The organism is Sphingobium sp. YR768, assembly GCF_900111125.1.
GTDB lineage: Bacteria > Pseudomonadota > Alphaproteobacteria > Sphingomonadales > Sphingomonadaceae > Sphingobium.
The window spans coordinates 1-25,819 of sequence record NZ_FOGE01000010.1 but is presented as its reverse complement, the minus strand read 5'-3'; the positions used below and the strand labels follow the sequence as shown (position 1 = coordinate 25,819).

23 protein-coding genes and 1 pseudogene are annotated in these 25,819 nt (G+C 60.6%); 12 read left to right on the top strand and 12 right to left on the bottom strand.

What is annotated here, in order from left to right:
* Positions 1-3: 3 nt before the first annotated feature.
* Positions 4-1,179 (bottom strand): hypothetical protein, encoded by a 1,176-nt coding sequence (locus tag BMX92_RS12880; RefSeq protein ID WP_256213414.1) that lies wholly within the window; start codon positions 1,177-1,179, stop codon positions 4-6.
* A 353-nt stretch (positions 1,180-1,532) separates the two neighbouring features.
* On the opposite strand from BMX92_RS12880, the pseudogene BMX92_RS12875 reads away from it, so the two are divergent.
* The 3 genes and pseudogenes from BMX92_RS12875 to BMX92_RS12865 form a co-directional block, all read left to right on the top strand.
* Positions 1,533-1,805: pseudogene (locus BMX92_RS12875) on the top strand (TrbI/VirB10 family protein); the annotation flags it as partial.
* A gap of 9 nt (positions 1,806-1,814) precedes the next feature.
* Positions 1,815-2,030, top strand: coding sequence for a DUF2274 domain-containing protein (locus tag BMX92_RS12870; protein ID WP_093017067.1), 216 nt, complete (start codon positions 1,815-1,817; stop codon positions 2,028-2,030).
* Entirely contained in the window at positions 2,027-2,263 is a 237-nt protein-coding gene (locus BMX92_RS12865; RefSeq protein WP_093017065.1) for a helix-turn-helix domain-containing protein, read from the top strand. The genes BMX92_RS12870 and BMX92_RS12865 overlap by 4 nt, the downstream gene beginning before the upstream one ends.
* Here the strand turns inward: BMX92_RS12865 and BMX92_RS12860 are convergent.
* Positions 2,260-2,874 (bottom strand): type IV toxin-antitoxin system AbiEi family antitoxin domain-containing protein, encoded by a 615-nt coding sequence (locus BMX92_RS12860; RefSeq protein WP_093017063.1) that lies wholly within the window; start codon positions 2,872-2,874, stop codon positions 2,260-2,262. The two genes, BMX92_RS12865 and BMX92_RS12860, sit on opposite strands and share 4 nt — an antisense overlap.
* 183 nt (positions 2,875-3,057) lie before the next feature.
* Between BMX92_RS12860 and BMX92_RS12855 the strand changes: the two genes are divergently transcribed.
* Together BMX92_RS12855 and BMX92_RS12850 are read left to right on the top strand one after the other, a co-directional pair.
* Positions 3,058-3,288, top strand: a complete 231-nt coding sequence (locus BMX92_RS12855; RefSeq protein WP_371262321.1) for a type II toxin-antitoxin system Y4mF family antitoxin — start codon at positions 3,058-3,060, stop codon at positions 3,286-3,288.
* Positions 3,285-4,538 carry a type II toxin-antitoxin system HipA family toxin gene (locus BMX92_RS12850; RefSeq protein WP_093017061.1) on the top strand — a complete coding sequence of 418 codons (1,254 nt, stop codon included), beginning with the start codon at positions 3,285-3,287 and terminating at the stop codon, positions 4,536-4,538. The genes BMX92_RS12855 and BMX92_RS12850 overlap by 4 nt, the downstream gene beginning before the upstream one ends.
* 749 nt (positions 4,539-5,287) lie before the next feature.
* On the opposite strand, the gene BMX92_RS12845 is transcribed toward BMX92_RS12850, so the two are convergent.
* Genes BMX92_RS12845 through BMX92_RS12825 form a run of 5 tightly spaced genes read right to left on the bottom strand, consistent with a single transcriptional unit; the run spans position 5,288 to position 12,320 of the window.
* Positions 5,288-6,973: a peroxidase family protein gene (locus tag BMX92_RS12845; protein WP_093017059.1), complete on the bottom strand. Its 1,686-nt coding sequence runs from the start codon at positions 6,971-6,973 to the stop codon at positions 5,288-5,290.
* 25 nt (positions 6,974-6,998) lie between these two features.
* Positions 6,999-7,742, bottom strand: coding sequence for a copper chaperone (locus BMX92_RS12840; protein WP_143066788.1), 744 nt, complete (start codon positions 7,740-7,742; stop codon positions 6,999-7,001).
* Positions 7,739-9,238 carry a tyrosinase family protein gene (locus tag BMX92_RS12835; RefSeq protein WP_143066787.1) on the bottom strand — a complete coding sequence of 500 codons (1,500 nt, stop codon included), beginning with the start codon at positions 9,236-9,238 and terminating at the stop codon, positions 7,739-7,741. The genes BMX92_RS12840 and BMX92_RS12835 overlap by 4 nt, the downstream gene beginning before the upstream one ends.
* A gap of 29 nt (positions 9,239-9,267) precedes the next feature.
* Positions 9,268-10,575: a hypothetical protein gene (locus tag BMX92_RS12830; protein ID WP_093017053.1), complete on the bottom strand. Its 1,308-nt coding sequence runs from the start codon at positions 10,573-10,575 to the stop codon at positions 9,268-9,270.
* The gene (locus tag BMX92_RS12825) at positions 10,572-12,320 is read right to left on the bottom strand and encodes a hypothetical protein (RefSeq protein WP_093017051.1); all 1,749 of its coding nucleotides are present in this window, start codon (positions 12,318-12,320) and stop codon (positions 10,572-10,574) included. Before BMX92_RS12825 ends, BMX92_RS12830 begins: the two co-directional genes overlap by 4 nt.
* A 541-nt stretch (positions 12,321-12,861) precedes the next feature.
* Here BMX92_RS12825 and BMX92_RS12820 point away from each other — a divergent pair.
* From BMX92_RS12820 to BMX92_RS28405, 3 genes are all read left to right on the top strand, one after another.
* A complete protein-coding gene (locus BMX92_RS12820) occupies positions 12,862-13,743 on the top strand; it encodes a DUF4384 domain-containing protein (protein ID WP_143066786.1) in 882 nt (293 codons plus the stop codon).
* 157 nt (positions 13,744-13,900) lie between these two features.
* Entirely contained in the window at positions 13,901-16,699 is a 2,799-nt protein-coding gene (locus tag BMX92_RS12815) for a CHAT domain-containing protein (RefSeq protein WP_177185035.1), read from the top strand.
* A 32-nt stretch (positions 16,700-16,731) separates the two neighbouring features.
* Positions 16,732-16,845: a type IV secretory system conjugative DNA transfer family protein gene (locus BMX92_RS28405; protein WP_371262319.1), complete on the top strand. Its 114-nt coding sequence runs from the start codon at positions 16,732-16,734 to the stop codon at positions 16,843-16,845.
* A gap of 116 nt (positions 16,846-16,961) precedes the next feature.
* On the opposite strand, the gene BMX92_RS12810 is transcribed toward BMX92_RS28405, so the two are convergent.
* Both BMX92_RS12810 and BMX92_RS12805 read right to left on the bottom strand, forming a co-directional pair.
* A complete protein-coding gene (locus tag BMX92_RS12810) occupies positions 16,962-18,068 on the bottom strand; it encodes a Fic family protein (protein WP_093017045.1) in 1,107 nt (368 codons plus the stop codon).
* Between the two features lie 459 nt (positions 18,069-18,527).
* A complete protein-coding gene (locus tag BMX92_RS12805; RefSeq protein WP_177185034.1) occupies positions 18,528-20,888 on the bottom strand; it encodes a CHAT domain-containing protein in 2,361 nt (786 codons plus the stop codon).
* Here BMX92_RS12805 and BMX92_RS12800 point away from each other — a divergent pair.
* Entirely contained in the window at positions 20,872-22,359 is a 1,488-nt protein-coding gene (locus BMX92_RS12800; protein ID WP_177185033.1) for a hypothetical protein, read from the top strand. The genes BMX92_RS12805 and BMX92_RS12800 overlap by 17 nt on opposite strands.
* Here the strand turns inward: BMX92_RS12800 and BMX92_RS12795 are convergent.
* Together BMX92_RS12795 and BMX92_RS12790 are read right to left on the bottom strand one after the other, a co-directional pair.
* The gene (locus BMX92_RS12795; RefSeq protein WP_093017039.1) at positions 22,356-22,934 is read right to left on the bottom strand and encodes a hypothetical protein; all 579 of its coding nucleotides are present in this window, start codon (positions 22,932-22,934) and stop codon (positions 22,356-22,358) included. The genes BMX92_RS12800 and BMX92_RS12795 overlap by 4 nt on opposite strands.
* A 61-nt stretch (positions 22,935-22,995) precedes the next feature.
* Complete coding sequence (locus BMX92_RS12790; RefSeq protein WP_093017037.1) at positions 22,996-23,241, bottom strand: hypothetical protein; 246 nt, start codon at positions 23,239-23,241, stop codon at positions 22,996-22,998.
* 137 nt (positions 23,242-23,378) lie between these two features.
* On the opposite strand from BMX92_RS12790, the gene BMX92_RS12785 reads away from it, so the two are divergent.
* Together BMX92_RS12785 and BMX92_RS12780 are read left to right on the top strand one after the other, a co-directional pair.
* Positions 23,379-23,573 carry a helix-turn-helix domain-containing protein gene (locus BMX92_RS12785; protein WP_093017035.1) on the top strand — a complete coding sequence of 65 codons (195 nt, stop codon included), beginning with the start codon at positions 23,379-23,381 and terminating at the stop codon, positions 23,571-23,573.
* A gap of 1 nt (position 23,574) precedes the next feature.
* Positions 23,575-23,835: a hypothetical protein gene (locus tag BMX92_RS12780; RefSeq protein ID WP_093017033.1), complete on the top strand. Its 261-nt coding sequence runs from the start codon at positions 23,575-23,577 to the stop codon at positions 23,833-23,835.
* A gap of 339 nt (positions 23,836-24,174) precedes the next feature.
* On the opposite strand, the gene BMX92_RS12775 is transcribed toward BMX92_RS12780, so the two are convergent.
* Entirely contained in the window at positions 24,175-25,092 is a 918-nt protein-coding gene (locus BMX92_RS12775; RefSeq protein WP_093017031.1) for a rolling circle replication-associated protein, read from the bottom strand.
* Positions 25,093-25,212: 120 nt separating this feature from the next.
* Here BMX92_RS12775 and BMX92_RS12770 point away from each other — a divergent pair.
* The coding region (locus BMX92_RS12770) for a PGN_0703 family putative restriction endonuclease (protein ID WP_371262318.1) at positions 25,213-25,819 on the top strand (607 nt) is incomplete at its 3' end.

The following is a 25,819-nucleotide window of genomic DNA, read 5'->3' as shown; positions in this document are numbered from 1 at the left end:
AACCTAGCGATCACGGTAAGTCCTCTCCGTCACTTCAGCGATCGACCGGAAGACAGCGGACGAGCCCTGTGTGAGGGGATCATGGGCCTGCACATGCCCTTGAGCCCATTGCAGCCACTCGGCGGCCGTCCTACCGCCAATCTCCAATGAAGAGTCCGAGATCGCGGCACGCAGCGCCATGAGAAAATCTCGCGCCAGTCCCGCTTCGCGCCATCTGCCGGCCTGCTCGAGGAAGCATCGGAAGCGGTCGCGATCGAGCTTGAGCTGCTGCGCCAACATCTGGCGCTTCCGTTCCTCTGTCTCCCGCAGTCGTTGCCGCTCTTCGGCCATTTCCCGGGCTGCGGCCATCATCGGGAATGCCGCAAGCACGGTCGCCAGCATGTCGCCCACCTTGTCCTCGATCATGCCCTTCGGGCCGTCCTGCCAGATGCGTGGCAAATCGCCGGGCAACCAACGCCTGATCTCGAAGACCAGCACATCCGTCTCGACCAGCTCTCGCCTGTATTGCCTGCCGGAGCCATGCCACCGTCTCTCTTCGGCGGCGAGGGGCTGGCGCACTTCCTTGAGCCGGGGCCTGAGTTGAAATGCGATCTCGTCCCGTCCGCACCGCGCAACGGGACCATGCCGGTCTGTCTCGGCAATGACGATCTTCTCCGCCTCCAGGGCTTTGAACAGGGCGTCCAATATTCTGAGGCGACGCCGTTCGATGGGCTTGAAAGGCGCAGCCCGGACCGGCCGATTGGGCCAGATGTCATAGACCAGCCGGCCCCGGGCGATCGCCTCCCTTCGATTTGCAAGCCAGCCGGCAATGATGGGATGCGGATCCGAGAGCCGCTCCGCCACGCGCACCGGTTTGCCATTATGGCGGGCCGCCGCAAGAGCAGCGTCTCCCTCCATTGCCGTGCCTCCAGCCGACTGGGGCGTAATTTCTATCGTCTCGTCCATGCTGGCTTTCGCGGGCGGCAGGACCGGCATGGCGATCTCCCTGCCGACCGCGACCTTGTTCCAGTGGCCAGGCCGAGGACGCGGGATATCGAAACGGTCGCAGAGTTTGGCGAGACTTTGGTCCGAGATGCCGAAGCATCCTGCGAGGTGGCGGAGAGGTTCGGCCCAGACCAGGGCGTGAAGTTCGGTACGGGACAGCAGCACAGGGACCAACGGCGTGGTGGGCATATCCATCGGACAGTCTTTCACTCCAAAGCCACATGCATGAGGACGCCGGAAGCTGCCGATCCGCAGCTCAAAACCGTTTCTCCATCATTCCATGACGCTCGGATTCAGAGATACCCGACAAGAAAAATTCATCGGCAGTGACGCTGCTCGATTTGACGGATATTATGCGTGTTCAGAGCCTTAAATCGGCTTGTCCCGCAGAGCCGGGCTTGCGTCTTGGATGAGCTGCGATAAGCTGAAGGCGCGCCATCGATGCATGGCGCCGAGGCGTGAGAACCTCGTGCGAGATGAAATGGATCCGCCATCGTGCGGCCGGGTGGCCGACGCGCATGTCCAAGCCGTTCGCGGCCAAAGGCGTTGGCGCATGTGCTCGTGTGGATTTCCACACCTAGACGCTGCTCAAGGGCGTCGCGATCTCGACCTTGCTCGGCGTGGGCTCGAACGTGACCTTCTCCGGCGAGAGCGATCTCGTCCAGGCGATCCGGGAATCGACGCAGCAGAACGTGTCACGCGCCGGCGACCAGATCACATCCCGCAATCTGCAGATCCAACCGACCATCACCATCCGGCCCGGCGCGCCCGTCGGGCTCATCGTACATCGCGATCTCATTCTCGCGCCGTGGCGCGGTTAGGAGGAACACATGCCGGAACTCAAGCTTCCCAAGCTGCCGGATAGGACGCCGATCAAACTGCCGATCACCGTCACACCCGACCTGCACCAGATGCTGCAGGACTATGCCGCGCTCTACGCCGCAGCCTATGGGCGTGAAGAACCGATCGCTGAACTCATCCCCGCGATGCTGACGGCTTTTCTCGAAAGCGATCGCGGGTTCGCGCGTTCGCGGATTAGATCATGACCCGCGGGCTGAGCAACAGCGAGCGTCGGAAGCAAGCGCTCGAGGCGATAGCCGAGCAGGATGCACTGCCGATGGAACCGCTCACCGTGCGGATCAAGACGGCGGTCAAGGTGACGGGTATCGGCCGTTCGACCCTCTATGAATTTATCCAATCCGGCGAGATCGAAACTGTCAAGATCGGGCGATCCACGTTCATCCCCTACCGATGCATCAAGCGATTGGTCGAGCGCTAGCAGGTGAGAGCTTCGAGATAAGGCCGCATGATACGCCATGCGCCGCCGGCGATGGCCGCTTGCGCGATCACGCTCGGGGTCGCTCTTCGCCGGGCAAGGGCCGCGCGCAGCCCCTCCACCGCAATGGAGCGTTCGACCAGCCTGGAGTTTCGAAACAGATCGGCGAGCGTTTTCGGAACCGAGTAGACCGGGACGCTGACGCCCGAGATGATGTGATGTTCGACGCCTTGATGGAGATATTTCTCGCTGAGCCGAATAATCCGCGTGGGAGGATAGAAAGCGACGGGTGACCAGTCTCCGCGGCCGATCGCAAGCCACACTCTGCGCGGCATCTGGTCGGTGAGTTCGTGGAATGCGAGCGCCGAAACCATGGCGATCACGCCCTTGGGGATTTTCTTCGCGGTCTCCGCGAGTGTGTGCGCGGCATCAATCGGTGCGTCCGGGTGCTGGTAGAGTCCGCGCGCTACACGCTCGATCTCGCCGGCCTTCACCGCGCGTGCAATCGTTTCCGAGGCTATCCCGGCGTTGCGAAGCTCTCGAGCACGCAGAAGAACACTGCGTCGCAGTAGGCTGGTCAGGCAATCACGCTGGCTTGCGGGGTTAGTGGTCATGTGACAAATCCTCGGATTATAATAAATTATGTCATAGGTTTTGTCACATGGCGTTTTCCGGGCTGATTTCGTAGAGTTGCTAGGAAATTCCCGATCGGGAATAATTCAGCCCTTCGAAGATCCGGTCATCAGATAATTTCCCGATCGGGAATAATCGCCTTGTTTAGGCGGGTCGGATGATTTATGTTCCCGCTCGGGAATATGGATAGCAACGCACTTGGCAGGATCGTTCGGGAAGAACGCAAGGCGCAAGGGTTGCGGCAGCAAGAGCTCGCCGCAGCTTGCGGTGTCGGAGTGCGCTTCATCGTCGATCTGGAGGCAGGCAAGCCGACGCTGCAATTGGGCAAGGCATTGCAGGTTCTTGCGACCCTCGGCTGCGATGTTTCCATTGCAACGCCGGCACGCATCAAATGAGCAAGCAGCTTTCCATATGGTGGGGCGGTAAGGTCGCCGGATTCCTGCACCTCAACGACTATGGCGACATGGGGTTCAGCTACGCATCCGAATGGCTCGAAGACGCCGACGCGCCAGCGCTGTCTTTCTCGTTGCCAAAGCAGGTGGAGCCGTTTGGCAGACGGGTATGTCATTCCTTCTTCGGCGGTATCCTGCCGGAAGAGGGGCAGCGTAGCGCGATCGCCAGGGCATTAGGCATTTCGGCCGGAAATGAATTTCAGTTGCTGGAGCATCTCGGCGGCGAAGTCGCCGGGGCACTGATGCTGTTGCCGGAAGGTCAGCTTCCACCAGCACCTGCGAGCGTAGCGCCTGACATTCTTGATGATGAGCATTTGCTGCAATTGCTGCAGCATCTGCCGATGCGGCCTATGCTCGCCGGTGAAGGCGGTCTGCGCCTATCCCTGGCGGGCGCGCAGTCCAAGCTGCCCGTCCTGCTGATCGACGATCATATCGCGCTCCCGGCACCGGGGCAGCCCACCAGCCATATTCTCAAGCCACCGATCGCGCGGTTCGAGCAGACGACCGAGAACGAATATTACTGCATGACCTTGGCCCGAGAGATCGGGCTGGACGTGGCATCGGTCACCATGCGGAGGGTCCAGGATCAATCCTTCCTGCTGATCGAGCGTTACGACCGAACTCGGGATGCCGACGGCCGATTGGTTCGCCTTCATCAGGAAGATTTTGCCCAGGCGTTGGGCGTCCCGTCACAGCGCAAATATGCCAGCGAAGGCGGCCCCACGTTCAAGGACAGCTTCGCTCTGCTACGCCAGGCCGCCACCCGCCCCGCGCGCGACATATTGAAGCTGGCGGATGCGGCCATCTTCAATCTGATCATCGGCAATGCCGATGCGCACGCCAAGAATTTCAGCCTGCTGCACATCGATGGGGCAATCCGGCTGGCGCCGCTCTATGACCTACTTGCCACAGTCGCCTATCGCGATCTGTCGCCCAAGCTGGCGATGAAAATTGCGAAGAAGGCAACGCTGGAAGAGATCGGGTCGCGCCACTGGGATCAGTTCGCGGAGGACGTCAATATTGGTGCCCCTTATCTCCGGCGTCGCATACGGCAGTTGTGCGAAGCGACCTTGGCGCAATTAGACGCGCCCGACAGCAGCCTGAAACAGAGGCTGCCAGGCAGTGAGAACTTTGCCAGGTTTGCCGATCTGATTGCCGATCGGGCCAGGCGCTTGCTCATCAAGGCGGGATGACCCGGCCGGCCCCTGGGCTTGGGTCGAGTTGCCTGGGGCGTTCGGATTTTAGGTTATCGTGCTGCGCGGAAATTAGGTTTTCGTGCCGATCAACGCCTGGAGCGAATCACGCCGCTGACGGACTCAATTTCGCGCTTGAACATGCGCCGAGGGACTCGAACCTCCGAAGCAAAAAGTCCCAGGGTATCGATTATGGTATAGATCGATGGCGTCCATAGTAAGATACTGAATTATAGGGATAAATATTGCGTTTTCGAGTCCTCTTCTGGGAATCCAAGGACGTCCGGTGGTGTTCGCACACGTCCAGCGAAAGAGATTTCGCGGCAGCTTTGGTGACCTTGACCGCTGCTGTCGGGGCGCCCAAGCGTTGTTTTGAGATGTCGACCGGTACGCCCACTAGGCGATAACGTCGGCGTCACGGACGACCGTCAGTGCTGGCCTGCTGGCCGGGAGCCATCGTTCAGCTATCGCCCATCTTCATCGCGCTCGGTGGCGTAGGAGGCCGGCCGGACGCGAGTGAGCACTGCGGCAATGCTGAGAGTCACGATCTGTACCGCGATCTGTGCCATCCGCAATCCGGAGAAGCTCGGGTGCTCAGCTGATCGGGATCATTCTTCCCTCGCGATCGACACGCTACCCTGCGCCGTCCGGCAGACGGCAAAAACACATCCAACCGTTTCAGGCGGCGGCCATGCTCGGTGGTCGAATAAATTTCGAAACCAGCTTCTCCGCTCATCGATCCCCAGCCGTCAACGGAGCGCAAAGCTCGGTTTCACAGTGATACCCGACGAAGCGTTACGGGCCATCAGTCCTGCAATGCCGCCTCCGCCATCTGCCAGTGTAGCCAGTCCACCTGAAAACGCGGCTTCATAAACCTGATCTGCCAACAGGGGGTTGGTCAGGATGTGTGTGAAGGCATCCACGGCGACCATGGTCGTGACCAAAGGCGGCAGAACAGCGTCGGGTCGGCTCTTATCGCGCGCCTGCGCAATCAGGCCGACCGGCAGTTCGACCCTTTCCACAGTGCCATACAATTCGGTCAACTCCGCCGCTGCCTTGGCATCACCGCCAACCAGTTCCATCATCGATGCCGGGGGGCGTTCGCCGAAGCGCTCACAATATTCGACAAAAGGCCGCAACGCGAAGGTGCGACTCATGTCGAGCGTCGCTAGTTCGGCTTTTTCGAGAAAATAGGGGGTATTGTGCAGCTGGACGCGGCCGGCCGGCTGGATTGAGGCTGCATTGATGCACTGTTCGACCCCATGGCGTTCAAGCAGGCCGTTGTTGAAGCGATATCCCTTGTGGTCATAGCTTTGGCCGCCGACAGCGAAATGGTCGGGAACCAGGCTGTGCCAACGGTAAAGCAGGTTGAACTCAAGCGAAATCCGATTGGTGCGGTACCAGCGCTCGTGCTCGCCAAAATGCCTCTCCAACTTGAAGCGGGCAATGCCGGCAATGTGGTTGATGTAGTCCTCGACAACGATCTGCAGAACATTGCGGATCATGATCAGCCGCGCCGTTTCGAACAAGCGGTCATCGTCCCATTCGGGGTGCATTGTCGCCAAGCGCCCAGCGACGTAATTGTGCTCGCGTACGCACATGGTCGAAATTGCAGTATACAGGATCGTCGAATTGCCGCGCTCCAGACCTGTCGCATACATATGGGTCCAGCGCGCGCCACCGGGTTCGAGCGTTTCGCCGAGGCTTAGGCCTAGAGCGTCGCGTAGCCCAGCACCGGGAATCTGATTGTTCGCAATCGCTCGTTTCGCCCGGATATAGCCGATCTCGTGAAACTGTTCGCGCACGTCGCCATTCGGCGTTGTTAGCCGCGGCAGCATATTGTTTTCCAGCAGCATCCTGCCAAGTCTGCGTTCACGCAAGCGGTGGGTGGTCCAACCGTCAAGACCGTAGATCTGGCAATAGTCGATTTCGTGGTTCGAAGTGTTCTGCCGGCGGTCCAGCGGATTGGTTCTCAGGAATGAGTCGGTAAACCACTGGGCAAAGAAGCAGAAAAGCGCGGACGTATTGTCGCTCGGGACAAATTGCCCTTCCTTCCGCAGGAGGAGCCTTTGGAAGACTTCCTCCTTCGCAGGCAGGCTGTCGATGTAGGATCCCTCGACCGGCGGCAGGTGTCTTCCTGTATATCGGCGATTTACGAGGCCGGTCCAACTCACATAGACCGATGGTGTGAACTTCGACTTGGCAGTCAACCTGGATGCCGGGTCGTCCGCCGAAAGGAGTGACGCAGTTTTCGATGTACCACCTTCTTTTGGTTTACCGGCACTCGCGCCGGTCCAAAGCGAAAAGGGGTGCGGACGAGCGTGGCGCTCCTTCTTGATCACGAGGTTGATCAAAAGGCGCTGAGTCCAATGCGGAAAAACCTTTTGAACAATTGGAAGGACATATCGCACGGCGAATTGGAAGATGGCTGACATCAGAATTTCTCCACAATCGACATTCTTACGCAGCACTTGGTCGAGGCAAAGCGCTGGGTTTCCAGTCTGAGCATGCGTGCCGCAATCGCATCACCAAACGAGTCAGGCGGACGGGCCGGCCGTCGACATAGCGCTCGTAACCGAGCGCCAGTGTCAGTGCGGCCATCACCGTAACGTCCTCCGATATCAGGCATAGAAACATGACCAGCCAACATGATTGGATACACCATCGCGCCGAACCGATCCCGTAGCGCAAAGCATCCCCAAAAAGGGCAACGGTCGTGCCGCCCAGCGCAGGGCGAACATGGCACCGGGAGAGCGCCCGCCATTTCGCTCCGCTCTCCTGCCAGGCACAGATCAGCACTACGCCCAGAAGCGTGGAGAGCCCGGGGCCAAGTGCCTGACGCGCCAACCAGGCCACGATCATCAGCGGAACGAATGCCAAGATCCAGAGCGCACAATATCCGAGCAGGAACAGCATTTGCGCCGCGCCACCGAAGCGGACCGCGCGATTGCCGATATGCGCCAATGGAACGACCAGCATCGGCAACATCATAGTGACGACCATCAGCAAGGAATGTCGCACCATGAGGTCCGGTGGGTGGAGCGCCAGAAGAAGCCGCAGGCTCTCCGCGCGAGGAAGCGAAAACAGCGGTGCGCCGCAAATCCGCGACAGATCGGGCAAGGCAGGCATGACGGCCAAGGCTATCCATCCCGCTAATGATGCCACCAGCGGCCAGTGCAGAAACTGTCCGGCGGCTCCGGTCACGCGGTCTCGCGCACCAGGCTGATCCGTCCGACATGCGCCGCGTTGTCGGGCGTATCCGCGTTTTCGGGCACGAAATCGACCGAGATCGCACCGGGCTTTGTGATGGCTACGCCTTCCTCCCGGACCAGACCGGTCACATCGAAAACGAAGGTAAGCCCGCTGCCGCCATGGCTGTCCGCGGGATCGCTGGCACGCTCGACCCCGAACAGGTTGAGCATGCCGACGAAGTGGTGCTCGTCGGTTTCCGGGTCGCCGTCGTCGGGCAGATTGACATAGACCGCATAGGAAAGACCGCGCCGGGTGCCGGTGATATTTTCCAGATTGAGCAGATAGCGCTCCGCCTTGGGCTTCGCGCCCAGGAACCCTTTGAGACCGGGGGCTCCGGTTTTCTTGGGCGCAGCGAAGGCGACCCGGGCCTTTTGCCGCCCACTGCCAAGCGACACACCTGGCGTGGTCGCTCCCAGAACTTCGATCTGCCGGTTCTTGCCGAACATCGCCATTATCCCCGTGGAGGCTGGCGCCGCCTTGGCGAAGCCATGAAGATGGCCGGGTATCGCCACGCCAGGCAGCGGATCGCTGACATCTTCATAGCTGAAATCGAGCGGCTGCACATTGGTGTCGGCCATCTGGGACGAGGTGAACATCCATTCGTGCCCGGTCTGGTCATAGAGGCGGAATTTCTTGGTCTTCGGGCCATTGAGCCACTTCGGATCGGCAGGATTCTTGTGCAGGCTGTCGCGCTTGCGCCAGACCTCCCACAGCCGGTCGATGTTGCAGTGATGGAGCCAGAACAGCGGGTCGAGGCCGGCATGGTCGAAATCCGACATGAAGCCGTCCGCGCCGCCGACTTGGCCGTGAACATAGTTGTGAATGCCGCCCTCGAGCGCGCCGAGCGCACCCGGACCGTGAAAGAAGTCGGTTTCTGGGCCACCGAACCCAGTCCCGCCTCCACCGCCGCTTCCCCCGAAATCGGGAGTCTTCAGTATCTTGTCGAGCGCAACGCCCTTGGCCGTGATGCCGACATTGCCGGTAATGAACCCCGGATTGCGCTCGGCGACATACAGCGGATTATCCTCGCCGGTCGGCAAGGTCTGCACCCGGAATTCCTCGCGGATCAGTCGCCAATTTGGCTTGGACAAGTCCCAATAGGGCAAGGCCCAGGTCTTGGCGGCAGTCTTTGCCTCGACAGTTCCGATCGCGGCGATCGCCGCGCGCACGATGCGTTCGAAAGCCGAGAGATAACCGCGATGCCAAGGCAGAAAATACCAGCTGCCATGCTGGCACTGGGCAAGGTAACGGTCGATCGTGGCATTGCCGATCGGCGGATCGCCGGGTTCGAGATTGCCCGGGCCGAACCCGTGCACCCCGGCTTGCCAGCGCCAGCTGGTGGGATCGTTGAGGGGACGCAGCTGCATCACTGCGATGCCGCGGGCATACCACAGGATGGCCGGATCCCACTTGGGCAGCGCCGAAAGGTTCTTGCGGACGAATGGCATGGCTTCTCCCTCTTTTTTCTGACCACCCGTCACACGAGCGGGATTTCGATCACCTCGTATAATCCAGTCGGTCCGAGATCCTCGGTATCGTGAAGCGTCGACTGAGCCTTCAACTCGGTCATCAGTGTCCGGCGCGGTACCTCGGTGTTGTCCTTTTCATGGCCGTGCTTGTCCTTGCGCGTCGATACGACCGAGGTGAGCCGGTCCGCCTTTGATTTCGGGCCCTTCTTTTTGAACCGATTCCACATCGATTTCGGCGTCGCATTGAGGCTGCCGTGGTGACCGACCTTGTAGAGATCGACATCGTCGAGCAGCGCGGCGAGCGGGGATTGCAGGGCATAGGCCCAGTTCTCCCATTGCGCGTCGCCTGGAAACAGCAGTGTTTTCGTTCCTGCTCGCAGCACCAGAATGACACTGGTGTTGTTCATCTGGTCGTCCAGTGCGCGCACGATGCCGAGCGCAACTTCCGCACTCGTCTCGTCGATCCGGTGCTGCAGCCAGCGATATTCGACCGGCATGCGCTTGCCGCTGAATGCCGGGGCGCCGGGGAACAGCGCGGTTCCTGAGCCAATGTCCGCCGCCTGGCCCATGCGGCGTGCGGCGAGCTGCCAGAATTCGTCCTTATTACGCGCGACCTGTTTGCGGATGGTTTCGGTCTGGCGCAGCGTCGGCGGGCCGAGCACATCGACTGTCACCCCGGGCAGTTCGCCAGACAGGTCGAGCTTGCAGCCATGGAACACATATTCAGTGCGCTTGCCCATGATCTTTAGGTTGTTGACTGCGGAAGCATTGGAGAGATTGTCCTCTCCGATAAAGCGCATCTGCGCGGCCAGGCTCGGCGAGATCGCTTTCGCTTTCTCGGCATTGTCGACGAAGCGCAGCGCGTTGCGAGCCGTTTCCTCGATCGCCTTGAGCGTCCTGGCGTGTCGGCGGAAGGCCGGCTTTGCCGCGCTCCCCCCAGGCCCTTCCCAATCGACCGGGGCTTCAGCCGCTTCGGTCCATGGCTGGATTACCACCGAAGGCTTGAGCCCGGCGATGATATCACCGGTTCCCGTACCCCTTGCATTGGTCGCAAACCCGCTGACATGATCGGCATGGCGATGGGTGGCGACGACGATATCGAGTCCGGAGCCTCCGGATTCGGTGCATTTCGTCTCGATGTCGCGGGCGATCCGCACCATCTGGTCCTTGGGGGCATCGACCGGAAGGCTTGTGGTGCCAAAGTCGATTAGCATGTGCCGCCGCGTACCGTCGGTATAGGTCAGGCGCAGCAGGAAACAGTCGCCGAACCCCACCTGATAGGCGAAGAGGGTCGCGCTGAGCGGTGTCGCGGTCATTGCGGCACCCCCCTTTCCATTCGCTCAAGATGGTCAAGCGCGAAGCGCATGCGTGACGGCGATCCGCTCTGGCCGACCTGGCCGGTATCGATCAGGTAGCGGGCACGGGCCTGCTGCCGCTCGGGATCGTCAATCGGGTTGGCAATATGATATTTCACCTGACCATATTGGTCGAAGACGAGCACGCCGCCGCCGAAGGCCGTGTAGCGATCGCGCGAGCTCAGTCCTTCGGGCCGTTCCGCACCGAGCAGCGATTCGAACTCGGCGCCGAAGATATCGACCCGCTGGTAATACTGGCAGATCGTTTCATGGAGTAGGATGCCATCGGGGCCAGCACGCACGGCCGGTTCGATGGTTAGCACCTCGGCATAGGCCCGCGAATTGACGCCCAGGCGATCACGGTTTTCCCAGATGAAACGGAACATCTCGTCCTTGCTGCGGGTCAGTTCGCCGAAGTTGGATCGGGCGTATTCCAGCTCGCGGCCATAGGCGCAGGGGGACCAGCAGCCCTCGTTGTCGCAGCCTTTCGCGGGCAACGAAATTCCGTAACGGCCGAAGACATCGCGTATCCGCTTGCGGTAGCCATGCTCGTCATCGGGCACCAGTTCCCGGTCTGCGGTGAGCAGGGCCGCCAGATACTGCGAGAAATCGATATCGACCGGCGGACAATAGTCGAGCGCGCGGATCGCCATGTTGATCAGATGGCCCGCAACCTTGGCGCCTTCCTCGACCACCGCCATGAGATTGTAATAGCGGCTTTCAAATTTGCCGAGCTGGCGGATCCGGTCGAGCCACATCTCGACAAAAGCGTTCATCATGGCCGCGACGATCACTTCACCACGGTCGTGCTCGTCGCTGCCTTCGCGGAGCGTCTGCGCTTCTTCAACCTTCATCGTTACCGAACGCCGCAGCGCGTCGCGCTTGCCGTCCTCCATCGCCGCGCCGAATTGCTTCGCCATGCCCAGGAGGATCGACTTCTTTATCCGGTCGAGCGTGAATTTGCTGGCCGAGACGAGCGCGATCCGCGTTCCATCGCGCCAGAATTCCCCGTCTTCGCCGATGGCCGCGGCAACGACGGGTTCGAGCGAAAAGACCGAAAGCAGCGCGACAATGTCGGCGAAACCTTCATGGAAGGCGCCCTGATCGGGACCGGAAGGGTCGGTAAAGCGCGTACGCAACCCGTCGAGCAGGGCATGGGTGGTCTCATGCGCAACGATATCGTGGCTTAGGCAGGCAAAGACCGGTTGCCCCTTTGCGTCGCGGATATAGCCGAACATCAAGGCCCAGTCGGGCTCCGAATAGAAGGCATTGGCCTGCTCGAACGCGTGCGGCGCGATGTGCAACTGATGCCCGCCGAAGCTCCACGCCACGCGTCGGCCCAGCGCCCTTTCGAAAATGCCCAACGTGCGCATGGCTATCGCATAGACGTTTTGTGAGTGAAAATTAGGATCGGCGATCAGCCGTGTCTGATAGGTCTTGTCGAGCAGGGTCTCGCCCCTTTGCGGCGCGAACGGATCGACCAGCGCGCCTTTGCTGTCCTGATAATGCTTCTGCGCCTTGTACAGCTTGCGTTCGCTACTGTTGTAGTCGACCACCTTGACCCGATAGCCGGTCGGCCCCCAGGTCAGTTTTTCCGCGGGCACGGAAACTTGCACCATCGCCATCGGGCCGGAAGCTCCGCCAATCCGCAATCCCGGATCCTTGGCGATTATGGTGAGCTTACGCGTAGGCGGAACATCGGGCATGACGAATCCTTCGAAGACTTGCCGAATGTTTTATTGGATTGTTGCGCCCGACCTGCCTCACTCTATTGGCAAGGAACATGAAACGCCAACGAAATATTGTTCATTTCCAAGATTAATGCCAACCTCCCATGACGCTGATTCACGAGGGGGATTCACAAAGCGACGAAACTCTAACTCGATGGTTGCCGGTTGGAGAGCATGTAAATGGGTGCAACGATCGGATTGCGGAACGACTTTGACGCAGCGGGTTTGAGGCGACTGGCGCGCGCGGCTAGGAGCGCGAACAAAGGTCGTCGGCTGCTGGCCTCGGCGGAAATTTACGATGGCAGGAGCTGTATCGATGCGGCGCGTAAAGAGCCCACCTTGTAAGTTTCAGCATTTTTTCCTTACTAGACCAAGGTTAGGAATTGCAGCACTTTGACAAGTAGTTTGGGCAGATCCAGACACGAGGGAAGGCGTCTTGGTGAGAAGCAGCCGGTCGAGCACTTCGAGAACGGGCAATAGCCAACTCGTGCGCTACGGAGTGCCGACAGCAGCGCTTGTGCTCGTCGTTGCGCTACTCGTCTATGTGCTTGTCTCGAAGCGCGACAGCTGTTCGTCGGAGCTTCTGATCGCCGGCGAGAAGCTCGACTTCGATGCCGCGCTCGACAAATTGAAGCTCAACGGCACCGCATCGCCCGCCGCCCAGCAGACGATCACAGACCGCCTTCAGTTCTACATCGAAAGTTCTGCCCGCCTTTGCCGCAGGCTCGCCGCCGGCGAGATCAGCCGCGAGGATTATCTCAAACGTGCCGACGAGGCCAACGCCTGGTACATGAACATCCGAGAATTGGCCGAGCACGGAAAACTGAGGGAAGTAACACCGGACGCCTCGGTCGCGCTCGAAACCGCACCGAAGGTCGCGGCGAATGCGTCGCCCGAATCTCTCGCCACGTTGACGCTCACGAACAGTGACGGCGCAATTCTGCCCGATGGCGCGACCGTGCACACTGGCGACAGGATCGCGCTCACCGTGAGCGTTCCCAGACCCAGCTACGTCTACGTTCTCGACCTCGGGACTAGTGGGACAGTTGGCCGCGCATTTCCTGTCGCAGGCGTATCGGAACTGCCGACGTCAGGAACAATCCGCATTCCGGGCGATCCGACGAAGTGGCTGAAGGTCGGCGGACCTCCGGGGGTTGAAAAGCTCATGATCTTCGTTTCCGACAAACCGGACCCTGAATTGGAGAGAGTTTCCGCTCTCGCCAGCGGGCCGCAGACCGGCGCTGGAGCGGCTCGAGCCGCGCGGCAGGTCGCCGTCGTGCGTGACCTTTTCGCCGAGCCGGAACCTCCACGCCCGCCCGCCGCCAAGCCAATTTCAGTCGAGCTGCGCAGCCGCTTCGGCAAAGCATCCATCACGATTGCGCTGCACAATGCTGGCTAGCGTTCTGGCCCTCACTCTCGCGGCTGCTCCGGCAGCAGGTGTTCCAGGTGTTGCCGTTCCGGCGAATTCTACCCCGGCCGAGCCCGCTGCTGGCGATGTCGATCCTGATCCCAGCCCGATGGTCCAGTGCGGAAAACCGGCTGCGAGCATAGCCGAAATGCAGGAACGTCTGCAGCGTAGTCCAACTGAGCCCGAACTCAATCTGTTCGGCCGCGAACTGCGTCCCGACGACGGAGCCAAGTGTAGCGGCGTGCAGATATTCGGCCTGATACAGGTATATGGCCAATATTCTTTGTTCGGCCGAACGGCCGACGCGGCCCGGATCGCGGCGGTAATCCTGCGTTTTCGCGAGAAGGCCCTCGCCGACACTCCTTCCGCGGCGAACCGGATCGCGGTCGCCGATGCGAAGCTACAGCTGGCCCAGACCCGCATGAAGCTTGGCGAGATCGAGGCCTACCGCGATGTTCTGTCCGACACGCTCGCCCATACGCCCGTCGACCCGAAGGATATGCAATATCGCATAAATCTGGCCAATCTCGCCATTGTTGCCATGACTCTAGGCGAATACGCCACCGCGCGCGACCTTGCCCAGCGCGGCCTCTCGCTCCTGGAACCCGAGCTTGGCCCGACCGGCTTTTACGCTGACGAAAGCCCTACGCAGATCGAGGCCAGCGAGCGCTGCAGTCGCTTGGTCGCTGAGCAAACGACCGTGATGCAGCGCATTGCCGGTCGGCCCGCCGGCCAACCTCCTCCGGACACGGAAGAGGCCGAGCTCAACGCGGTTCAGGAGAAACTAGCACCCTGCCTGACCGAGCAGATGTTCGAGATGAAGCGCGGAATTGCCCGGTCCAACCACGGTCAGAGTCTGCGATTGCTGGCGGAAAGCTCGCTCGCTCTCGGCGACGACACAGCTGCGGAAGCAGCGCTGCGTCAGCTCGTCGCGGCGCCGAAAGACTATGGCGAAGCCTCTGGCCAAGTCGAACTCGATTTAGGCAAATTACAGCGTCGAAAGGGCGTGGCGGGATGGCAGGCGTTGATCGAAATAGCCCGGCGAAAAGCGAAACGTGACTCGGGCATTCGCGATCCGCTTGCTTCCTGGACCGGTCAGACACTACCCTTCGAACAAGTCATCGGTGATCGCAACAAGGCGGGGCTGACAAGCTACGTTCTGCAACGCGCCGGCGAAACCGATTTGCTACTCGGTCGCCCCGCCGTGGCGCTTACCTTCTTCAAGGGCGCCGAGCCCGCCACCGCCAGTGCACTCCTCAAAGACGGCCTAGTATCGCCGCGCACACGCTATCTCACCGGCCTTGCCTTGTTGGCAGACGCTCGCCCTGTCGAGGCCTTGCCTTATCTCGAGGAGGCAAGCCGCGAGTTTGATGCGTTCACACCGACCTCGCGCGACGCGCGCAGCATGGCGATGAACCGCAACGAGGGCGCGCTCGACGCACACCTTGCGTTGCTCGAGGTGGCGCTAGCCGCGGGAAATAGCGAGGCCGCCGACCGCGCACTGCTGCGTGCCGGGCGTTCGCAACTGAGCCGATCGCTGGCGAGCAGCGCCATGCGCAGTGGCGGCGACAGCGGAACCGCGGGCGCGCTCGAAGCAGCACGTCTAGCGACGCAGGCTGACCAAGCGCTGGCGAATGCGGTCGCACGTGGTGCACCCGAAAAGGAGCTCCAGACGCTGGCGCAGACAGCCGCCAAGGGCCATGAGACTGCCGCGGCCAAGGTTGCTGAAGCGTCGCAAACCCAGTCACAGCTCCAGCTCTTCGGCCTCGCTCCGATAAGCACCACCGCGGCAATTCGTGCGCAGCTCCCTGCTGGCGCCGCGATCCTCATCTTCGCAGTCGGCAGTGATCGTGGTTTTGCTGCCCTGCTCACCCACGACGCCCTTCAGATCGAGCGGCTCCAGCTTGTCCGTGCCGATATCGCGGCCGCGGTCGGACGTCTCCGCGCCAGCACCGAATTTCGCGTGACGGCACAAGGCGCAACGACGCGCCCTTTTGCGGAACGCGATTCCGCGCTGCTTTATCGCACACTAGTCGCTCCGTTCGCATCGCGCCTGACCACGCTCAAACGGCTCTATATCAGCCGAACGGCTCCCCTCGACGGCTTGCCCTTTGCTGCACTCCGCGAGTCCACAAGCGCGAAATGGCTGATCGATCAAGCCGCACTTTCACTGGTCCTCGATCCCTCGGGCCTTGCGAAAGCGCCGGCATCGGCAGGCAAGAGTCAGCCTTCGGTACTCGCCATAGGCGATCCCCGCGTCACAGCGCAGAGCTTTTTCCGCGATCTCACAATCGATGGGGCCAAGCCATTTACACCCGTCCCGGTTAGGCCTGCAGCCGCTGCGGAAGGTCAGACGCTCCCCGGCGCTCTTGGAGAACTGACCGCCATTACTTCCGCCTCGGGCGGTCGCTCGGTCATCCTGTCGGGCGCCCAGGCGACCGAAGCTCGGTTTCGTGCAGAAGCTGTGAAGTCATACGACATCATCGCGATTGCCTCCCACGCCGTCACCGAGAGCGTGACCTATAAGACGCCTCGCCCGGCGATAGTGTTCACGCCTGGCCCAGGCCGGAGCACCAGTAACGACGGCCTGCTTCACCCCGACGAGATCGAGGGCCTCAACATCAAGGCGGACACGGTAATTCTATCCGCCTGTGAGACCGCTAGCGGCAATGGCCAGCCGGGCGCTGAAGCGCTCTCCGGCTTGGCGCAGGCCTTCCTCTATGCCGGATCTCGCACCATCCTCGCGACACAGTGGAAGGTCGAGAGCCTCTCGGCTGCCTCACTCATGTCGCAAACTGCGGTGACGCTGTCATCGACGCCGGACGTGGCAGAACGCCTGCGTCGATCAATGCGAACGCTGAAGGTACGCAAAGGATACGCGCATCCGGCTTATTGGGCTCCTTTCGTGGTCGTCGAACGCACGATATCCTCAAAGCAGGGCGGGTGAGAGGGAGGGGGCTCGTCTCGGCAAGACTCAGCATGACGGCCGCCGGAACGCCTATCAAGGCCAGCGGCCCAGAGCATGTCATGGCCTTCGCGCCGACGCGCTCGGGCAAGGGTGTTGGGCTTGTTGTACCGACGTTGCTCAGTTAGACCGGCTCGGTGGTCATTCACGACATAAAGGTGAGAGCCGGCTACTGACCGCCGGTTGGCGCGGGCGCTTCAGCCAGACTCCGACCGGGAATGTCCGACATGCGAGGCGATATTGGTCATTCGCCAAGGCTCAAGTAATATCTTGTGTGCTTCAGTTCCCCTTCCTTGCGAAGGGCTTCCAACTCGACCAGTTCCGTGAGATCGCGAGTGGCCGTCGCTGGCGCTGCGTCGGTAATCGTCCGGTAGTTTGCCGCGCTCAACCCGCCCCTGAAACCATCCGGTCCTTCGGCGAAAATGCGGAGCAGGGCCTTCTCTTGCCGTGCGTTGATCTGTCCGCGGAGGCGGTCGAGCAGCTTGGCCTTGGCCAGAAGGAAATGAACCCGATCAAGTGTGCGCTGTTGGGCTGCAAGTGCGATGTCGGAGAACCATTCGAGCCAATCGTCGATTCGGTTGGACAAACTCGCGCGTTGGAGTTGCGTGTAATAGTCCTTGCGATTGCGCTGGACTGTCTCTGCAAGGGCCGTGATCGCGGGCGCATCAAGCCCTTGGGCCAGAGCCTTTTCCGCAATCGCGCGGCCGAGGCGCCCATTGCCATCTTCGAAGGGGTGAATGGACTCGAACCATAGATGAGCAACACCGGCTCGCGTTAGTACGCTCACCGGTGAAGGGCCGGCCGGCCTTGTATCGTTGAACCAGGCAATGAATGCGTCCATCTCGCCTGGCACCGCTTGCGATGGTGGAGCCTCGAAATGCACTTTGGGCGCGTGCAAGGCTCCCGAGACGATCTGCATGGGATCGGTATGGGTTCGATATCGGCCTATGTCGGCGAGGTCCCGCCTGCCGTTCAGGAGCAAGGCATGCCAATGGAACAACATGGTGTCGCTGATCGGCTTGCCATAGCTGTGGAAGAGGTTCGCCATGAGTTCTGCAGCGCCTGCCTCGGCGGCATTGGCGCGGCGGTGATCGGCCTTGATCCCCAGATGCTTCGCAACAGACGACTGTACGCTCGCGCGATCAAGGATCTCCCCCTCGATGGCAGAGCTATCGACGGCTTCCTGTGCCAAGAGTTCGATGGAAAGGTTCTGGCGATCATCGGAATCGAGATGAGCCATGACACCGACCAGGATACCGGCACCCTTCAGAAACTTGTCCTCACGGGTCCTCAGGCGCGTCGCATCGTAGGCGAAGTTAGGCCAGTCGGGTTGTTGCCAGTTCCAACGCATGATCGATAGCGCCCCTTTCTATCGATCAAATATCAGAATTATTTGATTTATAAAGGATGTTCGTATCGCTCAGAACAAGCGCCCGATCGTATGGGTCGGTCAAGGAGGACCCCAATGCAAAGGGGGCGACGAATCGGCGATGTAAGCTGACGATCTGGAGCCTTTAGGACTCGAACCATTCCGATAAAAAGTCCCAGGGTATCGTTGAGGGTATCGCCTCATGACACCTCTCAAGAAATGGCGGTTTTCTGCGCCGGAATAGGTCGTTTTTCGAGTCCTCTTCTGCGAATCCATGGGCGTCCATCGACGTCCGGGGCTGTCGGATCGGGTAAATCTTGAAGCGGCTCGCGTCCCACCTCCTGGAGATCCGTTTCGGAGCCGCGATCAGTCCAGCTAGTTGAGCCAACCGTTATCTGGCCGAGTTTGGAGATGTCGCTAATGCCTCACGCGATCGAGCCGCTATGGCGCTCCGAAGAGGCTGAAGGCCGCCCAGTAGGCAGGGGCGGACCACTTCTCTCCCATGCGACCTGCTAGGAAATCCGCCTTTGTCTGCTGAAGCGCGATCGCTGCGCTCGCACCGTGATCCATCTTATCGAGAAAGCGCATCATGAACGTCGCAGAGCTCTGGTCGCCGACCGACCAGTGGGTGAGCAATGTCCTGGCGCTGCCAGATGCAAATAGCGCAAACGGCAGACCCATTGCTCCTTCACCGTCCAGCCAATCGCCGACACCGGACTCGCAAGCAGACACTACGATGAGATCGGCGCTGGTACGCAGGGACATAAGTTCCGACGCCCGAACAAACCCGTCGCTGTCAGGATGTTGCCCGTCCCCCATCAGGATGATCGCATTGCGTTCGGAAGATGCCGGGTCAACGACCGCATGCGTGGAGAAGATGATCAGCTTGTAGCGCATAAGCGCGCCGTGCTCGTCAAGCTGACGGAGCCTCGCCTCCGTCGCGTCGGTGCCAGTGAAGACGGTCTTCCCCGGGGTCAGCCGATATCGGCGAGCAAGATCCGACACCTCGGTCTTGGAGCCCGGTAGAGCACTCCATGCCTGTAGGGGAGACCCAGCCGGCACACGGTCGAAGGCCGGTGCTCCAATGACCATAACCGCGTCCCCTCTCAGCGACTGGTGCGCTTTCAGTCGATCGGTAAGGTCGATCAGGAGGCCGAGCGACGGCGCGTAGGAGACGACGGTGCGCGCAGCGATCGGCGCCCCATTGACGAAGAGTGTGTCGAACGGGATTGCCGCGAGCGGACCATCAGGGACGACGATCCAGCGTGTTGATTTCTGGACCTCCGGCGGAAGGTCCGAAAGCAGGCCATGCGCCAGGGCGTCGCGTATCGGCCCAACATCGTTCACGAGCTCTGCATCGTCGGGAATTGCCTCGTCGATCCTGCGCAGGCGAAACGAACCATCCTTCCATGCAAACACTGCCCGGTCCGCCAGCGGGTCGGCTGCGGTGCCCGCAAGGGCCGGGGCAGACAGCATCGCCACATAGGATCTTGCCGTCTCCGCCAATCCCGGGATGGCGGAATTTGCACTTCCCATCGTCCCGTCAGGGCTGATCCAGAGCAACAGAACCCGGTCACCCAGCACGATATAGTCGAGCAACGCACTGCCGTCGCCCATGGCCAGGCGGAGGCGCGAGCGATCTATCGGCTGAAACTTGGACGAGAATTGAAGCTGGGGGTGCTGCGATTGAAGCGCCGCTTCTGCGTGACCAACACGAGCGGCGGCAGCATCGATTGCAACTGCGTGCTGCATGCGGTCCGCGTCATTCATCTGGCTTGTGTCGGCAGTCGCCAGACGACCGAGCGCGCGCCGTGCCGCACCGAGTTCCTCCGTACCGGTAAGATCCCCGGCCGATCGCAGGGCCTCCGAGGAGGTCGTCAATTCGAGCAAGGTGCGCGATCGCGCCGCATCGGCATACGCAAACGCGCTGTTCCGGCCTGCCTGCGCTTCCAGAAACGCCATCAGCTTGTAGGTCTGGGCGGACTGGCTGAAATAGCTTCGGCGCTGCTCCTCCGTTGCCGTCGCCCTTACCCGTGTGCGCTCCATCGATGTGATCAGAGAAGCATAGGTCTCTCTGGCCCCCGCGAGATCTCCAGCAGACATCATGATGCCGGCGAGTTCGCGCCGGGACAGGATAGTGTCTGGATGATCCGGCCCTAGCATTCGGGACCGGATCGCAACGGCTTCGAGTACTTTCTCCTTCGCTTCGTGATATTCACCGGCCTGATCCAGTGACGTTCCAAGATTATGAAGCGATGCGGCCACGGCCAGCTCGTTTGGTGGCGAGAGCGCTCTCCTCGCAGTGAGCACTTGGCGATGAAGTGAGATCCCCTCCGCAAGCGCCGCCGATCCATCATTGGAGAGATAGGCAGCAAGGGCCGATTTCGCGGACAGGGTTTCAAGCCCGCTTTCGCCGAACATTCGCGTCCGCTCGGCGACGACATCTCGTTGCGCCTTGGTGGCGTCCGCAAAATGCCTTTGCGCGGCTTCGACCTCGGCAAGGTTGTTGAGCAGCGTCACGCGGTTCGCTCTGCTGAGGGTCGGATCGGCATCATAGATCGCGATCAACGCGCGATAGATTGGTTCGGCATCCGCAGGTCTGTTGAGCTCGCGGTAGAGGACCGCCCTGGTCACATCCAAATCATGGACCAATGGGGTGTCGCGGATCTGCGGGGACCGCGCCCTGGCGTCCGACAGGATGTCGAGGGCCTCGCCGTACTGCCCGAGCGCATTAAGAGCCTTTGCGAGACGAAGCCCCGCTTCGGCCGTGAGCCTCAACGTTCCCATGTCGCTGGCTGACACCAACCCCAATCTGCGCGAATTGGCAGGAGCAGCCGTGCGCCGTTCCCCGAACGCATCCGCATATGCTGAAAACATCCTGATCCCCCGCAACCGCGGGCAGTATGATCGCTTCACGTCTGCCATTGAGCGCGATCTTGGCCCGACGGCGAATATCCCGCAGTTGAGCGCCGACATGATGACGCAGGCGCGGTCGGCAGCATCCGACCTCTACGACACGGCTTATCGCCAACCGATCCCCGGCACGCCGGAACTGGACGCAGTTTTGGGAACGCCGTTCGGGCGGCAGGCGCTTGGTCGGGCTCGCACCATCGCGGCCAATGAGCGCCGATCTCCTGATGAACTTGGGTTCGCCCTTGATGCTGAGGGCAATGTCGTGCTGAATCCGCAGCCCAATGATGCGATTGCCCGTCATCTCGACGCCCGCGCTGCATTGGATGAGGCGCAGAATGCGTACCGGGCGGCGCGGCAGAGCCCCAGCGCTGATGTTGGTCGCGCGCGAGATCAGGTCGAGGCGGCCCGCGCACAGCTTCGGGCAACGGAGCAAGCCTTGCGGGCTTCACCCGATCCCAGCACCGCCGCCAGCGTCCCTGCTTATACCACGCAGACGCTCGACTATGTGAAGCGCGGCATGGACGACGTCTTGGAGGACAAGCGCAATCCCTTAACGGGCCGCCTCGTTCTGGATGAAGCGGGCCGCGCGCAAAACGGCGTTCGCGGCCAATTGCTCAGCGAAGTAGATCGGCTGAACCCAGACTATGCTGCTGCCCGCTCCGCCTATGCAGGGCCGATGGCGTCACGTGATGCTCTGGCGCGTGGTGGTGATGCCTATTCTCTGCACCCCGATGAATTGGCCATGCAGGTCGGCGATCAGACACCTGAGCATCTGGCTCAGATGCAGCTCGGCTATCGCGGTGCCATGGTCAATCATGCCGGTCGTGTCCGGGACAACAGCAATCCATGGGAAGCGACGCTCGGTTCCCCGGTCGCCCGTGATCGGCTGTCCTCGATCTATCCGGAAACCCCCGGCGTTGACCGACTGCTGCGCGTCCGCGAGTTGGAGGGCGGTCTTCAGCAGACGACCAACGCTATTCTTGGAAACTCCCGCACAGCTCGCAACCAGATCGCGGATCAGTCTTTCCTCGAAAATCCGATGATGGAGGGCGCTCTCCATGCTGGGGCTGCGCTGGCGACGCACGGCGCTTCGGTTCCGGGAACGGCTGCCCGCCTTGCGGGGGCAGGACTAAAGAGCCGGCTGGCGCTGGGTATGGGTAAGCGCGCCAAGGCGAAAGCTGATGCACTTGCGCCGATCTTGCTCAATCCAGATCCAGCCGCTGGGCTGTCTGCTATCGATGACATCCTCGCCCGGAACTTGGCTTATCAGGCGTTCATTCAGGCATCGCGTCCGAAGCGGCTGGGCATGTTCGGTGCCGGGGTCGGAAGCCAGGCTGCGGTCGCGCCGCTCAGTTATTAGGCCAACACTATGCTGTCAGGCACCTTGCGAAACTCGCCGGCTGCCATCTCAAATGCATCGGTGATTTCCTCACCCTGCATCAGCAGCGTAATGAGGTTTTCGCGGCGCTCGACAATGCGGCCATCATAGACAGATCGGTTCTGCTGGTAGTATTCGGACATGAGCTTGATGGCTTCTTGGCGGTCACGTTTCGGCTTTTTCGTGATCGCCTGCTTTTGCCGCTGCACTTCGAGGCTGAATTCATCGGTAACGCCAAACCAGTTGAAGTTTGCGACCCTTTCACGTTCTAGGGTGACGTTCCCGTCATATCCGGTGCCGGGCGCCCCGGTCGCTCCGCTGACTATCAGGCAACCCAAGTCGGGATAATTCTTTGACCGGGTGAAGACGCGGATGACGTCTAACCGGCGTCCCACGTTCAAAGGCACAGCACGCGCCAAAATTTCATTGCCGGGATGCAGCGCCTGAACCTCTATCAGGAATGCCTTATACGACCGTGTTTCGTTGCGTCGCCCAAGTTCGACAAGCGGAGGATAGAAAAGCGTCGCCAGTTCCAGGTCAACCGTTGTGAAATTCATATCGCCTCCCTTGTTGATCCCGATCCTATAGCGGCACGAAGGGTAAGGAAGGCTGAATCTGCTAGCGCACCATCACGGTCCATCCAACTGCCAAGCCAATGCCAACAACGCCTAGAAATGCCAGCCAGAACATTTGCTCCGCTCGCTTTACGCGCAGATCGGGGACATAGACGCCGCGCCAATTGCGGCGGGCGACCTGTACACGATCGCCACCACGCCAACCGCGATAACGGTCCAGCAACGGGCAGACGATACCGCGATAGACCGCGATCCCGACCGACACAGCGATGATTGGCTTCAGGTCCATGGCGCCGACATTACACGCGCTGCACCGACGAACCAAGTCCGCCGCGCCTTGCATCCTTCCAACATTTGCCGCTCGACCCGCCTGAGAGCCCTTTGGGAGCTTCCTCCATATGCGTCCTCAATCATGGAGTGACGCCGATGACGACAATCAAGCCTGCCGCCCTCACCATCGATGAGTTTAGCCAATGGGCGCGAATGGGGAAAACCCGAACCTATGAGGAGATCGGCAAGGGAGCGCTTCGAGCGATCAAGGTCGGACGGCGCACGCTCGTTCCCATGGATGCTGCCGAAGCGTGGCTTGCGGCTCAGCCTGCCTATCGCGGGGAGGCGTGACATGCGCTTTACCCATGATGCCGAACTGGATGAGCCCGGCGACGGCCCGCAGATGAAGGCGGCGATTGCATGGTGCCGGAAGGCGAAGATACCGGTGTATCGACCTTCGCCAACGCAGCTAAAATTCGAAAACCTGAATTTCTTCCCGACCACGGGTACGCTGCACTACGATAATCAGAGAAAGCTAGATCTTCGCGGCCTGGCTGGGCTGCAAACCCTGCTTGAACGTATCTGGGGCTCGAAGTTGCCGCCGATCGATTGAAACGCTGGGGCACTTGCCGTTCGATCAGGTGTCGGACGGCTGTGGCCAGCGCTATTTATATCAACACCTTCATCATCTTCTCCTTCACCTTAATTATGCCTTCCCCCTCTATGCCCTTCCCCTTTATCCCTTTCCATCAATCCTCCTTCGCCTGCCTGAAATCCAATTATTTTGATGTGCGAATGGCTTGATGTGATGAACCACGCAGCCGGAAAATCGCACAGGCGGCGGGTGGTCTGTTTGTCGTTATTTATCAGATGGTTATTTCGGCCCATTTCCGTTTCTTGATTTTGGGCATTCCGTTTCTTGATTTCGACGCTTCCGTTTTCTGGTTTTGCCTCAAATGGTCGGCATCACTATGTCATCCCGATTGGCATAGAACCATTGCAGATAGCGATCATCGAACGGCGGCCCGTTCATGCTAATCAGCACGCTGGGGAAGTTGTTGACCGCCCTCCATCGACGTCGCGTGGCGTCATCAAGGATGCGAGAAACCCCCATTCGTTTCACAGAGATCTCGCCTTGCGGCTTGAAATTGATGAACGTCCAGTTCGAGACCCTTCGTGAGGCCGCTGGATTTGCGCGATTAATCAAGATCAAGCTGCTGTCCAAACCTTTCATGAGGTAAGCGAACAACTTCCACTGTGCGACAATGTCCCGCCCCCTACGCGGCTGGATCAGCATCGTGCGCTCACCATGCCGGTGGATAAGAGGGCCTTTCACGATCCGGGCGAGCGTGGCGTTCGCATAGGTGTAGAACTCTGCGGTCAGGTGCGGAGGGATGCGCAGAGCGATGTGCGAATGCAGACCCCGGCGACTCCCGCGCTCCAGAACCCAATAGAAGGCGGCAGGCTCATCATGCCGTTCGAACCATCGACGGATAGCATCCAGAAATGCCTTTTGCCGGTCGGCTACGACCAGATCAGAGTGGATGCCTTGCAGAGACCAGGTAATGTGAATGGCGGAGTCTAGCACGAGGCCCACGCAGTTGGCGAAAGCAATGGCTTCATAGCCCTTAACGAACTGCCGCCATCTTAGGGACCACGAGACGCCCCATTTGGCCCATGTACGCAAGAAATCCAGTTTGCTGGTACCGTAGATCGCCCCTTGGAGGCGGGCATACGGTCCAGAGCCTATCACGCCCTCGAAATGTTCGTTATCGTGGGCAAGGTCTATTCCTCCCTCGTGACAGTGGCGCAGCCATTCCTCTTGGTCGGCGAAATCGTCACGGGTGAGAGGGCGTTCTTCCTTATCCATGGCCCGGTTGTGGCGCGACAGGCCTAAAACATCGTAAAACAGGATGGCCGTGCGTTACGTCCTGCTGCCTCCAAATGAATTCTCCTCGTCTGCAATTCCTGCCGACATGGAGAACCTACCTTGAAACGAACGCACCTACCCATCGTCCCTGATGCGGTCCTGACCCGCTACCGGGTGAACGAGCCCAACGACAACCGCTTCCGATCCTGCGCCCGACTGCTCCAGAGCCTTTGGCGCGCTGGCAGTGAACTGCGCATCGGGCGGCATGTTTCGCCCAATGGCGACAAGCGCTGGCTCGGCTCCCGGATCAGCGACACCGCGGCACGGCGCGGCGGCAACTTCATGTCACCGGAAATCGCCCGGCTGGTCTGGCTGGAACACGCTTATCGCGAGCCTTGGGCAACATCGGATGAACAACGCCTGTGGACCAACCTCCTGTCCAGCCATCCGCTCGTTTTCAATGCGATGGGCCCGTTGCGGCTGGACGACTGCCTGGCGACGAACATGCTCCGGGCGATGTTCCCCGATCTGGCTGATGCCACGGCGGAGACCGTACTGTTCGAGCATTCGCCGGGGCGGGGGTCGGACGACCTGACCGGCGACAACACGGCATGGGACGCGGCAATCACCTATGAGCGCTGCCGACACCAAGGCAGCTGGTGCCGACGCAGATATGCTCACGCGCCCTTTGCCACCCAGATCCACGATGATCACCGGCATTGCGGCC